The sequence below is a fragment of the Actinomycetospora termitidis genome, from assembly GCF_030286555.1.
GTDB classification, from domain to species: domain Bacteria; phylum Actinomycetota; class Actinomycetes; order Mycobacteriales; family Pseudonocardiaceae; genus Actinomycetospora; species Actinomycetospora termitidis.
The window spans coordinates 1,015,818-1,028,725 of record NZ_JASVWF010000001.1 but is presented as its reverse complement, the minus strand read 5'-3'; the positions used below and the strand labels follow the sequence as shown (position 1 = coordinate 1,028,725).

The window sequence follows — 12,908 nt, the reverse complement described above, 5'->3', positions numbered from 1 at the left end:
GACGCACTCAACGATCGAGCCGGGTGGCCAGTTCGGTCGCCCAGTAGGTGAGGATGATGTCGGCGCCCGCGCGACGGATGCCGGTCACCGTCTCGAGGACCGTGCGCTCGAGGTCGATCCAGCCCCGCTCGGCGGCGGCCGAGATCATCGCGTACTCCCCGGACACCTGGTAGGCGGCGACCGGGACGTCGGAGAGCTCGGCCACCGAGCGCAGCACGTCGAGGTAGGCCATCGCGGGCTTGACCATCACCATGTCCGCGCCCTCGGCGAGGTCCAGCGTGGTCTCCCGCAGCGCCTCGCGGGCGTTCGCCGGGTCCTGCTGGTAGGTCCGGCGGTCGCCGCGCAGCTGGGAGTCGACGGCCTCGCGGAACGGCCCGTAGAACGCGCTCGCGTACTTCGCGGAGTAGGCGAGGATCGCGGTGTCGACGTGCCCGGCCGCGTCCAGGGCGGCGCGGATCCGCCCGACCTGGCCGTCCATCATCCCGCTCGGGGCGACGACGTGGGCGCCGGCGTCGGCCTGGGCGACCGCCATGTCCGCGTAGACCTCGAGGGTCGCGTCGTTGTCCACCGAGCCATCGGGCGCGAGGACCCCGCAGTGCCCGTGGTCGGTGAACTCGTCGAGGCAGGTGTCGGCCATCACCGGGAGGGCGTCACCGACCTCCGCGCGGACCTCGCGCAGGCCCACGTTGAGGATGCCGTCGGGGTCGACCGCACCGGACCCGGTCGCGTCGTGCGTCGACGGCACGCCGAACAGCATGATCCCGCCGAGCCCGGCGGCGGCGGCCTCGGCGGCCGCCTTGCGCAGGGTCTCGCGGGTGTGCTGCACGACGCCCGGCATCGACGAGATCGGCTTCGGGGCGTCCAGCCCCTCGGCCACGAACACCGGCAGCACCAGGTTCCGCGGCCGCACCTCGGTCTCGGACACCAGGCGACGTAGCGCCGGGGTGGTGCGCAGCCGCCGCGGGCGGTCGGTGGGGAACATGGTCACCGCCGCCGGGCCTTGGTCTTGCGCGGCGGCGGCAGGGCGCCCTCCGCACGCAGCTTGTTCGCGTGCGCGGCCAGGGCCTCGACGAGGGCCGGGACCTCGGCGACGTCGGGCTTGACGTCGACGCGCAGGCCGAACTCCACCGCGGTCTCGGCCGTCTTCGGGCCGATGCAGGCGACGATCGTGCGGGCGTGCGGCTTGCCCGCGATCCCGACGAGGTTGCGCACCGTGGAGGACGAGGTGAAGCACACCGCGTCGAAGCCGCCGGTCTTGATGGCCTCGCGGGTCGGGGCGGGCGGCGGCGCGGCGCGCACCGTGCGGTACGCCGTGACGTCGTCGATCTCCCAGCCCCGGGCCTGCAGCCCCTCGGCGAGGGTCTCGGTCGCGATGTCGGCCCGCGGGAGCAGGACCCGGTCGACCGGGTCGAGCACGTCGTCGTGCGGCGGGAAGATGTCGAGCAGGCCCTCGGAGGACTGCTCGGTCTGCTCGGCCGGCACCAGCTCGGGGTGCACGCCGAACGCGCGGATCGCCGAGGCGGTGGCCTCGCCGACGCAGGCGATCTTCACGCCGGAGAACGCGCGGGCGTCGAGGCCGAACTCCTGGAACTTCTCCCAGACCGCCCGGACCGCGTTCTGCGAGGTGAACACCACCCACTGGTAGCGCCCGTCGACCAGGCCCTTGACGGCGCGCTCCATCTGCGCGGGCGAGCGCGGCGGCTCCACCGCGATCGTCGGGACCTCCTCCGGCACGGCCCCGTGCACGCGCAGCCGGTCGCTCATCGCGCCCGCCTGGTCCTTCGTGCGCGGGACGAGCACGCGCCAGCCGTAGAGCGCCCGCGACTCCCACCACGACAGCGCGGCGCGGTCGCCCGCGGCGTCCCCGATGGTCAGGGTCAGCGGCCCCTCGAGCTCGGCCCCGTCGGTGGCCAGCTTCTCCAGCGACGAGGTGACGGTGCGCTGCTTGGACTCGGTGCCCTGCGAGGTCACCAGCGCGGGGGTCTCCGGCTTCCACCCGTTCTCCACCAGCGAGGCTGACGTCGAGGCGAGGTCGGCGGCGGTCGCGGTCAGCACCAGCGGGCCGGGCGCGACGGCGAGCGTGGTCCAGTCCAGCCCGCCGCGGACGTCGGCCGCGGTGTGCGCGGACCCGAGGGCCACCCCCGCGTAGGCGGGGACGGCGGTGCTCGCGGGCATGCCCGGCACGACGTCGATCGGCACGCCCGCGGTCGCCACGGCCCGGACCTCGACGATCACGGTCTCGCGGGTCAGCGGGTCGCCGGTGACCAGGCGGACGACGGACTCGCCGTCGCGGGCTCGGGTCACCAGGTGCTCGGCGAGCTCGGCCGGGTCCTGCGGCAGCGGCGCGGCGATCTCGGCGCCCTCGGAGAGCGAGCCGCCCGCGTCGTCGCCCAGCGGGGACACCTCGGCGTCCGCGCCGACGCGGCGCACCGTCACGGTGTCCTCGAGGGTCGCGACGATCTCGGCCGGCACGCCCGGGTCCGCCACGACGTAGGTCGCGGAGGACAGCGCCTCACGGGCCCGGACGGTGAGCAGGCCGGGGTCACCGGGCCCACTGCCGACGAACGCGACGCGGCCGGCAGTGGTGGAGGGGGGTGCGGTCATCTCGTGTCTCGTCCTATCCGTCTCTTCTGGTCCCACGGGGGGTCACGGCGCCTCGACGCTGCGCGGTTCCGCCCCGTCGGCGAGCAGCTCGGCGGCCAGCGACCGCCCGATCTGCTCGGCATCCTTCGTCTCTCCGGTGGCCGAGTTGCGCACCAGCGCCCCCTCGGCCGTGGTGGCGAACGCCCGCAGGGACAGCCTCTCCACGATGCGTCCGTCGTCGTCCAGATCCTCGACGACGTCGGCGAGTGCACCGATCGGGGCGCTGCACGGTGATCCGAGCTCCTGCAGGACCGCCCGTTCGGCCGTCACCGCGAGGAACGTCGACTCGTCGTGCAGCGTCGACCGCAGGAACGACTCGAGCTCCGTGTCGGCCGCCCGGCACTCCACGGCGAGCGCGCCCTGCGACGGGGCGGGCAGCATCTGCAGCGGGTCGAGGACCTCGGTGGCCTCCCCCGCCCGGCCGATCCGGGCGAGCCCGGCCCTGGCGAGGACCACGCCGTCGACCTCGCCGTCGGTGACCTTGCGGATCCGGGTCTCGACGTTGCCGCGGATCCCGACCACCTCGAGCCCGAGCCCGAGTGCGTTCAACTGCGCCGCCCGCCGCGGCGACCCGGTGCCGATGACCGACCCGGGGGGCAGTTCGCCCAGCACCATCTGGTCCCGCGCGACGAGCACGTCCCGGGGGTCGGCGCGCTCGGGCACCGCCGCGAGCACCACCCCGGAGAGCCCCGCCGTCGGGAGGTCCTTGTAGGAGTGCACGGCCACGTCGATGCGGCCGTCGAGCAGCGCATCCCGCAGCGCCGACGTGAAGACCCCCACACCGGACCCCGCGAGCGGGGTGTTCGCGGCCTGGGTGCGGTCACCGTCGGTGGACACGTGCACGATCTCGACCTCGGCGCCCCGGGCGGTCAGCGCGTCGGCGACGGTCTGGGTCTGGGTGCGCGCGAGCAGGCTCGCGCGCGTCCCGATCCGGATCGTCCCCAGGTCGGCGGCCGTCATCGGCGGCCCCCCGTCGCGATCGTCGGGCCGCCGTCGCCGGACTGCGCCGCGAGCGCGTGGTCCACCTCGTCGCCCTCGAGGTGGGCGGCGGACTCGGTCTTCACGACGTCGGGTGCGGTCACCCGCTCGCCGACCGGCCCGGAGGCGACGGCGGCCGGGGCCTGCGGGTCCAGCTCGAAGAGCTCCCGCAGCGCCTCGGCGTAGGTGTCCCCGCCGGGGGACTGGGCGAGCTTCTTCACCTGCACCGTCGGCGTGTGCAGCAGCTTGTCGACCACGCGGCGCACGGTCTTCGCGACCTCGCCGCGCACGTCGGCCTCCAGCCCCGGCAGCCGACCGTCGAGCCGGAGCAGCTCGGCGTCGACGACCTCGGCCGCGCGCCGGCGCAGGGCGGTGACGGTCGGCGTGACCTCGGCGGAGCGCTGCGCGGCCAGGTAGGCGCGCACCTCCTCGGCGACCAGGGCGCGGGTGGCGTCGACGGCGTGCCCCGCGGCCGCGTCGCGCAGCCGGTCCCCGAGCGTCGCCAGGTCGACGAGCGTCACGCCCGGCAGCTCCCCGACCTCGGGGGCCACGTCGCGGGGCAGGCCGAGGTCGCAGACGACGAGCACCCGGTCGGAGCGGGTCCGGGCGGCCCGCACGGTCTCGAGGTCGACGACCGTGCCGACCGCGCCGGTGGACACCACGACGACGTCGGCGGTCGCGAGCGCGGCGCCGAGCCCGTCGAGCCCGACGGCGTGCGCGGGCGTGCCCTCGGCGGCCGTGATCTCCGCGAGCCGCTCGGCCCGCTCGGGCGTGCGGTTGGCGACGACGATCTCGCCGACCCCGCGGCGACGCAGGGCCGCGGCGGAGAGCCCGCCCATCGACCCGGAGCCGACGACCAGGGCCCGGCGGCCGACCAGCCCGTCCAGGGCGGCCGCGGCGTCGTCGAGGGCCTCGGTGACGACGGAGGCCCCCGCGGCGTCGATGCCGGTCTCGCTCTGCACCCGCTTGCCGACCCGCAGCGCCTGCTGGGCCACCTCGTGCAGGACCGTGCCGACCGTGCCGAGCTCGCGGGCCGTCGAGTACGCGGCGCGCAGCTGGCCGAGGATCTGGGCCTCGCCGACCACCATCGAGTCCAGGCCCGCCGCGACGGAGAACAGGTGCTCGACCGCCGAGCCCGCGTAGTGCACGTAGAGGTGGTCGGTCAGGTCCGAGACCTCGGCCTGCGCGTGCCGCGCGAGCACCCCGGAGACCTCGGTGAGGCCCCCGTGGAACGTCTCGACGACGGCGTAGATCTCGATCCGGTTGCACGTCGAGAGCACCACGGCCTCGGAGACGTGCTCACCGCTGATCAGCTCGTCGAGGACCTTCGCGGTGTCCTCCCCGGAGATCGCGACGCGCTCCAGCACCGACACCGGTGCCGTGCGGTGCGACACACCCACGAGCAGCAGACTCATCCGTACACCTTCCCCGTCGCATCGGGAACCGTCCCGTCGGGCCGGCGGGAGACGTGGAACGCGAGGATCTGCATCTCCACCGCCAGGTCGACCTTGCGCACCTCGACGCCCGCCGGCACGGACAGCACGGCCGGCGCGAAGTTCAGGATGCTGCGCACGCCGGCGCCGACCAGCGCGTCGCAGACTCCCTGCGCCGCACCCGCGGGCGTCGCCACCATCCCGATGGTGACCCCTCGCGCGGCACACACGGAGGGGATCCGTGCCACGTCGAGCACCTCCACCCCGGCGATCGTGGTGCCGACGAGGGCCGGATCCACGTCGAACAGGGCCGCTACCCCGAAGCCGCGCTGGGCGAACCCGCCGTAGCCGGCCAGCGCGTGGCCGAGGTTCCCCACCCCGACCAGGGCCACGGCGTGCGAGCGGGTGAGCCCGAGCACGGACTCGACCTGCTCGGTGAGACGGGACACGTCGTACCCCACCCCGCGCACCCCGGACGAGCCGATGTGCGAGAGGTCCTTGCGCAGCTTCGCGGCGTTCACACCGGCCGCCGCGGCGAGCACGTCGGACGAGACCGTGCGCACGCCCTCGGCGAGCATCTCGGTGAGCACGCGCAGGTAGACGGCGAGGCGGGCGACGGTGGCCTGGGGGATGCGGTCGGGAGCCACGCGGCCTGCGGCAGGACGCGACACGCCCCCGTCCACCGTCACGCCGGAGGCCTCCCTGCCCTGCTTCTGCTCACCGCGATCGTCACCGAACGTCCTCATCCGAGGGTACCGCTCGTGAACGCACGCACAAAGTCGCTGGTCACGGCGGCGGCGCGGACGTCCTCACACCGCGGTGACCGAGACAGTGTGCCAGCCCGTCGCTCCATCGGGGATGGAGAGGGCCTCGACGGCGGTCTGGACCTCGCCCGAGCGGTCCGTGGCGCGCACCTGCAGCCGGTGGGGCCCCGGCGCGAGGTCGAGCGGCAGGCGCCACATCCGCCACGCGTCCACGGTCGGCTCGGCGGCGAGCTGCGCCGTCCGCCAGGGGCCGCCGTCCACGCTCAGCTCCACGGCAACGACGCCGGTGTGCTGCGCCCACGCCACCCCGGCGGCCACGGCGCGCCCGGCGGGCACCGTCGCGCCGTCGCGGGGCACGTCGATGCGGGACTGCGTCTTGATCGGCCCGAACCGGCCCCAGCCCCGCTGCTCCCAGTAGGAGATGACGCCGTCGTACGTGGTCACCTCGACGTCGGTGATCCACTTGCAGGCCGACACGTAGCCGTAGAGCCCCGGGACCACCATGCGCACCGGGAACCCGTGCTCGATCGGCAGCGCCTGCCCGTCCAGCCCGATCGCGAGCATGGCGGCCCGGCCGTCGGTCAGCGGCCCGAGCGGGGTCGTGCAGGTCCAGCCGTCCGCCGAGGTGGACGCGATCTGCTGCGCCCCGGGCCGCACGCCCGCGAGCGCGAGCACGTCGGCGACCGGGACGCCGAGCCAGATCCCGTTCGAGATCAGCGACCCGCCGACCTCGTTGGAGACGCAGGTCAGGGTCACGGGCGCCTCGATCAGCCGCATCCCGCGCAGCCGGTCGAAGTCCAGTGTCACCTCCCGGTCCACCATCCCGTGCACGCGCAGCGACCAGTCGCCCACGGCGATCCGCGGGACCGACAGGGCGGTGTCGATCCGGTAGAAGTCCGCGACCGGGGTCAGCCACGGCGGGGTGCCGTCGGCCACGAAGTCCGCGCCGACCGCGGGCGGGACCGCCACCGTGGCGGGCGCGGGCAGGTCGACACCGGCCGGCGAGGCGCCGCCGGCGCCGAGCACGCGGCCCACCGTGCCCGCGGCCACCGCCCCCAGGGCGGTCCCGCCGGCCGTCGTCAGGAACCGCCGTCGGGACAGCACGCCACCGGCCGCGGACGGGGCCAGGGCGACCGGGCGCAGCCACCGCCACACCCCGGCGCCGACGACGACCGCGACCCCGGACGGGACGAGGTCGAGCGGGGCGAACGTGGGTGCGGTGACGACGGCGGCCAGGGAGAGCAGCCCCATCCCGACGACCAGCACCAGGCCGGGGCGCTCGTCGCGGCGGGAGGCCAGGCCGGCGAGCGCCGTGAGCCCGCCGATCACCACGACCATCCCGACGAGCAGCGCGACCTTGTCGAACGTGCCGAACCACGCGATCGCGGTCTCCTTCAGCCACTCCGGCGTGAGTCGGATCGCGGCCTGCCCGACGGCGAGGAAGGGCGACGCGGCCGGGGACACGAGCGCGGCGACGAGCTCGCCGACCCCGATCGCCGCACCGACCGCGACGAGGGCCGCCACGACGAGCGGGCCGCTGCGGGGCACGGGGCGGGTGGTCGTCACCGGCTCGGGTTCGCCCCCGGGTGACCGTCGGTTCAGGCCGTGAGGGCGTCGAGCCCGAGGGGCGCGCCGGCGGATCCGGGGGCGGAGCCGGTCGGCCGACCGAGCAGGAACGCCGCGGTGGCCCCGTGCATGGCGGTGACCGGCGCGAGGGTGGCGGCCAGGGCGGCCGCGCCCGGGTCGGTGAACTCCCCCGCCCGTGCCGCGATCGTGCCGCCGGTCATGGCCTCGACGTCGACGGCCAGGGACAGCAGGTCGGTCGGCGCGGCGGCGCGGCCGAGCGCGGCCCGCCGGTCGTTCTCCACGGTCAGCGGCGCACCGGTCACGGCCGGGACGCCGGCGGCGGTCAGCAGCTGGTTCCAGGCCGCGGCGTGCTCGGTGTGCTGGGCGCCCGCCCCGGACAGGAAGGCGGTGACGACGGCCGGGACCTGGCCGAGGCGGCCGTCGCCCGCGGCCACGACCGCCCCCGAGTACAGGCTCGCGGCGAGGGCCGACGTCGCGGCGCACAACGCGATGCCCCGCTGGTCGCCGACGTAGGGGACGCGGGTCGGTGTGGTCGAGCTCGGCGGCGGCGCCGCGCTCGGGGCCGGCCCGGGCCCGGCCGGCGGGGCGTCGGAGCACGCCGCGAGGGCGCCGACCCCGAGCACGCCCGCGGCCGAGCCGAGCAGCACCCGTCGTCGGGCCAGTGGTCGGGACACGGTCAGTTCCCCTCCTCGACGGGGGACGCCTTCGACGTCGGGAACCGGGTGTCCGGGAAGCCGACGGTCCCGACCCCGGCGGGCAGCGAGGCGAGATCGGGCGGCGCGACGACCAGGTCGGCGCGGCCGGAGGAGAGCAGGGTGTTGACGACGAGCAGGTTCGCCTTCCGGGCCGCCGCCGCGGACGCGAGCTGCACCGCCGTCGCCCGCAGCGCGGGGGTCGACAGCCCCGCGGCGTCGGCCACCAGGGTCTGCGCCAGGACGTCCTCCAACGTGAGGGCCAGCCCGACCACGTCGGCCGGCGTCCGCACCGTCGGGAGCGCCGTCCCGACGACCGGGCCGTAGGACGGGTCGGGGGCGGTCTGCGGCCGCCCGCCCGCCGCGGAGGTCGCCGTGGCCAGGACGCTGCGCGCGTCGCCCAGCTCGACCACCGCGGCGTTCAGCAGTTCCCGGACCACCGGGACGCCGCTGTCGCCGCCCCCGGCCGGGAGGGTCTGCAGCGACCGGTAGGTGGACAGCGCGAGGACCACCAGCGAGCTCGCGGTCCGCAGGGCGGGCACGTCGCCGGTGGACGTCTGGGCCCCGAGCCCCGTCGGCCGGCTCATGCGAGCGCCCGCCGCAGGGCGTCCGGCTCGACCCGCCACGAGGCGAGCTCCTCGCCGTCGACCAGCACCACGGGGATCCGGTCGCCGTACTCCCCGCGCAGCTCCGGATCGGCCGCGCCGTCGACGTCGACCGTCGCCCACTCCTCGCCGACCTCCTCGCAGACCGCGCGGACGACCAGCGCCATGCGGTCGCACGTCCGGCAGTCCGCGCGGACGAGCACCGTCACCCGGACGGGGTCGGACGACTCTCCGACTGCTCGCGACAACCCGGTTCCCTCCTGCTCGACCCACCGAGGAGTCTGGCAGACCTCGTTCGACCGCCGACGGCGCGGTCGGGACCTCTCACCGCAGGTCAAGGGCATGTCAACGAGCCCGGCCCGGGTGGGTGGCGCTCCGGTGACGAGGGCCTCCGCGCCGCACGTATGCTCCGTCCTCAGCGTGGTCACGGGTTGGTCTCGGCCGAGTCGCGGACGCGCACCGCAGGAAGCGAGTGGTCGTCCAGCGAGGGAGAACGCCTTGTCCGCTGTCGTCGGCGTCGGCGTGACGACGGGGCCCGAGTCGGCCGCCGTCGCGCCCGCGGCCCGCGATGGTCGAGCTCCGCTGCCCTTCCTCTCCGGCGGAGTGCGATGACGGCCCGCGCCGGCGGGACCCCACCCGAACCCGACCCCGCACGCCGCGGTGGATCGGGCCGGTCCGGGCACGGTTCGCTGACCGACACCCCGCCCGAACCGGTGGGCGCGTTCGGGGCCGGCCCACCCGAGCAGGGCTTCGCGACGCCCTACCCGGAGCAGCGCGGGCGCGACGGCGGGCGACCGGCCCCCGGTCCGCACCCGATGGACCACCCCTCGCACCCCGACCTGCCGCGCATCGCCGGACGCCCCGCGCCGCCCGCCCCGCCCCGGCCGACCGGCCCCCAGCCCACGGGCCCCGGGCCGGTCCGCCCGGGTCCCGGTCACCCGCCGCCCCCGCGGACCGGACCGCTCCCGCCCCCGGGCGCACCGCCCGCCCCCGCACCGCCGGCCGGGCACCCGCCGGCCCCGGGTGCGCCGACGGGGCCCGTCCCCGCCGCGGCGCCCGCCACCACCCCGCTGCCCACGCCCGTCGGCGACGGCCCCGAGCCCCCGGCCGACGAGGTGGACCCCGCCGACCTGGAGCAGGCCGGGCTGGAGGAGGCCGACGAATCGGTCGCCGACGGCTGGGCGCTGGTGCGCGCCACCCAGGACGGCGACGTCGACGCCTTCGGCACCCTGTTCGACCGGTACCACGACGTCGTCTTCCGCTTCGTCTTCTACCGGCTCGGCGACCGCGGCGTCGCCGAGGACCTCACGCAGGAGACGTTCGTCCGGGCCTTCCGACGGATCTCGTCGGTCAGCTACCAGGGCCGGGACATCGGCGCCTGGTTCGTGACGATCGCGCGGAACCTGGTCCTCGACCACGTGAAGTCCAGCCGCTACCGGCTCGAGCAGGCGACCCCGGAGATCACCGACGTCGCCCCGGACTCGCACCGTCCCGGCCCGGAGAGCGAGGTCATCGCGGGCGCCACGCACGAGGAGCTCCTGCGCTGCGTCGCCAAGCTGGGGGACGACCAGCAGGAGTGCATCACCCTGCGGTTCCTCCAGGGCCTCTCGGTGTCCGAGACCGCGCACATCATGGGACGCAACGAGGGCGCGGTGAAGGCCCTCCAGCACCGGGCGGTGCGCCGGCTCGCTCAACTGCTGCCCGAGGGTTTGCGGTGAGTGACAGCCATGTAGTTCCACCCGTCGGCGTGGAGGACGTAACCGGTCGCCTATCCGGTCGTTCCGATAGACGACGGGTACGGCACGTGCCGGAGGGCACGGGCGCACGATGAGGACGGACGACATGTCGAGCGGTCGCGGCGGGGCAGACGAGCGGTTCGCCGCTGCCTGGGACGAGCAGGAACGCACGCGCGTGTCCGGCCGTCCGGCGCAGACCACACCGCCGTTCACCGAACGAGGATTCCCTCTCGGCGGCGGTAACGATTCAGGGTCCACCGCACGAGAGCGTGGTGTGGACACCGACCTCGCCGACGATCTCCGGATCGCCGATCTCCTGCGTGACGTCGCGGCCGCCACACCCGGCCCCGACCCCGCCGCCTCTGCCCGGATGCGCGCCTCGGTCATGGCCGCGATCACCGAGCAGGCGGCCCCGGCCGAGGAGTCGTCGACCTCCCGGACCCTCGTCACGTCGCCGGCCGACGCCCCGACCCGGTCCTCGCACGGCCGCCGGCGCGCGGACCGCCGCGGCGGCACCCGGCCCGGCGACCGCCGCCCGGCCCCGGCCGGCTCGTCCGGGCCCCGCCGCTCGGCGGTGCGCCGCCTCATGTCCACGACGGTGGCGGGCGTCGCCTGCATCCTCGCGCTCGGCGCGCTGACGGTGCTGCTCTCCCGGGGCTCGCTGCCCGGCGACATGCTCTACGGCCTCAAGCGGGCCTCGGAGTCCGCCGAGGTCGGGCTCACCTCCGGCCAGGAGGCGAAGGGTCAGAAGCACCTCGACATCGCCGCGCTCCGGCTGGACGAGATCCAGCAGATGATCCAGCGCGACTCGAGCACGGCCGCCGGCCCGCGCCCGACCGCCGCCGGCCTCGACGAGGCCGACGCCGCGCTCGTCGCGGACAACCTCCGCGCGTTCGACCAGCAGGCCCGCAGCGGCTCGAAGCTGCTGCTCGGTCTGGTCAACCGCCCGGCCGGGCCGTCGCCGAGCACGCTGACGCAGTGGGCGGGCACCCAGCAGAAGATGTTCGACAGCCTGTCGCCGTCGCTGTCCGACTCCGGTCGCCAGCAGGCCGCGTCGTCGCAGCGCCTGCTCACGCAGCTGCAGGACCGGGCCCGGACGTTCGAGTCCGACCCCACCTGCGGTGGCTCCTCCTCCGACGAGCTCGGCCCGCTGCCGTCGGCGTCGTGCCGCAGCGCCCGGGAGGGCTCGTCGGCCTCGACGGCCACCCCGGAGGCCTCGTCCTCGACGCCGTCGTCGACCACGAAGACGACGACCTCGACCGAGCCGACCACGACCACCTCCGACTCGGACACGTCGAGCACCACCAGCACCGGGTCCGACTCCTCGGAGCGCACGCCGACCAGCACGCCCGACCCGGTCAAGGTGCCGGTGCCGGTGCCCGGTCTGCCGAAGGTCGAGCTGCCGCCGCTGCTGCCCGGCCTGCCGGGCCTCTCCCTGGGCTGACGGCACGCGGCCCCCACTCCCGCGGGCCACTAGGGTTGGCGGGAACGGCCGGTGTGCGAGCGGGAGGGATACGGGCGGTGGGACGACGGCGGGAGACGCCGAGGGCCTCGGACGCGGAGCCCGTGGACGATGCGTCGGTGCCGGACCCGGCGGAGCTGACCGCGCTGGACGACGGCGGGGCCGCGCGCGACGCGGGTGCCGCCGCGGCCGCCGCGGCGGACACCGAGGGCCCCGTCGCCCCGAGCGTCCCGCCGGACCTCACCGCAGCGGCGTTCTTCGACGTCGACAACACCATGATGATGGGCGCGTCGATCTTCCACTTCGCGCGGGGACTCGCGGCGCGCAACTTCTTCTCCGGGGCGGACCTGCGCGGCTTCGTGTGGCAGCAGGTGAAGTTCCGGCTCGGCGGCGAGGGCACCCCCGAGGACATCCGCCAGCACCGTGAGCTGGCGCTGTCGTTCGTCGCCGGCCGGGAGGTCTCCGAGCTCGTGGAGCTCGGCGAGGAGATCTACGACGAGCTGATGAGCGACCGCATCTGGGAGGGCACCCGCGCCCTGGCCCAGATGCACCTCGACGCCGGGCAGCGGGTCTGGCTCGTCACCGCCACCCCGCTCGAGCTCGCCGGGATCATCGCCCGGCGCCTGGGCCTGACCGGGGCGCTGGGCACGGTCGCCGAGCACGACGGGGGCGTCTACACCGGCCGACTCGTCGGGGAGCTCCTCCACGGCCCCGCGAAGGCCCACGCCGTCCGCGCGCTGGCCACCCGGGAGGGTCTGGACCTGCGACGCTGCTCGGCCTACTCGGACTCCATCAACGACGCCCCGATGCTCTCGGTGGTCGGGACCGCGGTCGCGGTCAACCCGGACGCGGAGCTGCGCGGGCTCGCCCGCAAGCGCGGCTGGGAGATCCGTGACTTCCGGTCCGGACGACGGGTCGCCCGGATCGGCGTCCCGTCCGTCCTCGGTGCCGGCGCGGTCGCCGGGGCCGTCGCGGCCGGGGCGGCGTACCGCCGCCGCGGCTGACGGA

Annotated in this window: 12 protein-coding genes; 3 read left to right on the top strand and 9 right to left on the bottom strand. The window is 75.8% G+C overall.

What is annotated here, in order from left to right:
• Nucleotides 1–7: 7 nt before the first annotated feature.
• The 9 genes from hemB to QRT03_RS05050 all read right to left on the bottom strand — a co-directional run bounded on the left by hemB (nt 8) and on the right by QRT03_RS05050 (nt 8,911).
• Nucleotides 8–982 carry a porphobilinogen synthase gene (gene hemB, locus QRT03_RS05090; protein ID WP_286051421.1) on the bottom strand — a complete coding sequence of 325 codons (975 nt, stop codon included), beginning with the start codon at nt 980–982 and terminating at the stop codon, nt 8–10.
• 2 nt (nt 983–984) lie between these two features.
• The gene (locus QRT03_RS05085) at nt 985–2,604 is read right to left on the bottom strand and encodes a bifunctional uroporphyrinogen-III C-methyltransferase/uroporphyrinogen-III synthase (protein ID WP_286051420.1); all 1,620 of its coding nucleotides are present in this window, start codon (nt 2,602–2,604) and stop codon (nt 985–987) included.
• A gap of 42 nt (nt 2,605–2,646) precedes the next feature.
• Entirely contained in the window at nt 2,647–3,603 is a 957-nt protein-coding gene (gene hemC / locus QRT03_RS05080) for a hydroxymethylbilane synthase (protein WP_286051419.1), read from the bottom strand.
• Nucleotides 3,600–5,036, bottom strand: coding sequence for a glutamyl-tRNA reductase (locus QRT03_RS05075; RefSeq protein WP_286051418.1), 1,437 nt, complete (start codon nt 5,034–5,036; stop codon nt 3,600–3,602). The genes hemC and QRT03_RS05075 overlap by 4 nt, the downstream gene beginning before the upstream one ends.
• Nucleotides 5,033–5,800: a redox-sensing transcriptional repressor Rex gene (locus QRT03_RS05070; RefSeq protein ID WP_286051416.1), complete on the bottom strand. Its 768-nt coding sequence runs from the start codon at nt 5,798–5,800 to the stop codon at nt 5,033–5,035. The genes QRT03_RS05075 and QRT03_RS05070 overlap by 4 nt, the downstream gene beginning before the upstream one ends.
• A gap of 63 nt (nt 5,801–5,863) precedes the next feature.
• On the bottom strand, nt 5,864–7,384 hold the full coding sequence (locus tag QRT03_RS05065) for a molybdopterin-dependent oxidoreductase (protein WP_286051415.1): 1,521 nt from the start codon (nt 7,382–7,384) through the stop codon (nt 5,864–5,866).
• A gap of 32 nt (nt 7,385–7,416) precedes the next feature.
• On the bottom strand, nt 7,417–8,079 hold the full coding sequence (locus QRT03_RS05060) for a ferritin-like domain-containing protein (RefSeq protein ID WP_286051414.1): 663 nt from the start codon (nt 8,077–8,079) through the stop codon (nt 7,417–7,419).
• A gap of 2 nt (nt 8,080–8,081) precedes the next feature.
• The gene (locus QRT03_RS05055; protein WP_286051413.1) at nt 8,082–8,684 is read right to left on the bottom strand and encodes a hypothetical protein; all 603 of its coding nucleotides are present in this window, start codon (nt 8,682–8,684) and stop codon (nt 8,082–8,084) included.
• A complete protein-coding gene (locus tag QRT03_RS05050; RefSeq protein ID WP_425604776.1) occupies nt 8,681–8,911 on the bottom strand; it encodes a glutaredoxin family protein in 231 nt (76 codons plus the stop codon). Before QRT03_RS05050 ends, QRT03_RS05055 begins: the two co-directional genes overlap by 4 nt.
• Before the next feature lie 906 nt (nt 8,912–9,817).
• Between QRT03_RS05050 and QRT03_RS05045 the strand changes: the two genes are divergently transcribed.
• From QRT03_RS05045 to QRT03_RS05035, 3 genes are all read left to right on the top strand, one after another.
• Nucleotides 9,818–10,420, top strand: a complete 603-nt coding sequence (locus QRT03_RS05045) for a sigma-70 family RNA polymerase sigma factor (protein WP_425604798.1) — start codon at nt 9,818–9,820, stop codon at nt 10,418–10,420.
• 292 nt (nt 10,421–10,712) lie between these two features.
• The gene (locus QRT03_RS05040) at nt 10,713–11,882 is read left to right on the top strand and encodes a DUF5667 domain-containing protein (protein ID WP_286051412.1); all 1,170 of its coding nucleotides are present in this window, start codon (nt 10,713–10,715) and stop codon (nt 11,880–11,882) included.
• 137 nt (nt 11,883–12,019) lie between these two features.
• On the top strand, nt 12,020–12,904 hold the full coding sequence (locus tag QRT03_RS05035; protein ID WP_286051411.1) for an HAD family hydrolase: 885 nt from the start codon (nt 12,020–12,022) through the stop codon (nt 12,902–12,904).
• Nucleotides 12,905–12,908 lie beyond the last annotated feature (4 nt).

Bases quoted from the DNA above. Each gene is read 5' to 3' on its own strand.
- QRT03_RS05055 (WP_286051413.1), bottom strand. From the start codon at position 8,684: ATGAGCCGGCCGACGGGGCTCGGGGCCCAGACGTCCACCGGCGACGTG.
- QRT03_RS05085 (WP_286051420.1), bottom strand. From the start codon at position 2,604: ATGACCGCACCCCCCTCCACCACTGCCGGCCGCGTCGCGTTCGTCGGC.
- hemC (WP_286051419.1), bottom strand. From the start codon at position 3,603: ATGACGGCCGCCGACCTGGGGACGATCCGGATCGGGACGCGCGCGAGC.
- hemB (WP_286051421.1), bottom strand. From the start codon at position 982: ATGTTCCCCACCGACCGCCCGCGGCGGCTGCGCACCACCCCGGCGCTA.
- QRT03_RS05075 (WP_286051418.1), bottom strand. From the start codon at position 5,036: ATGAGTCTGCTGCTCGTGGGTGTGTCGCACCGCACGGCACCGGTGTCG.
- QRT03_RS05070 (WP_286051416.1), bottom strand. From the start codon at position 5,800: ATGAGGACGTTCGGTGACGATCGCGGTGAGCAGAAGCAGGGCAGGGAG.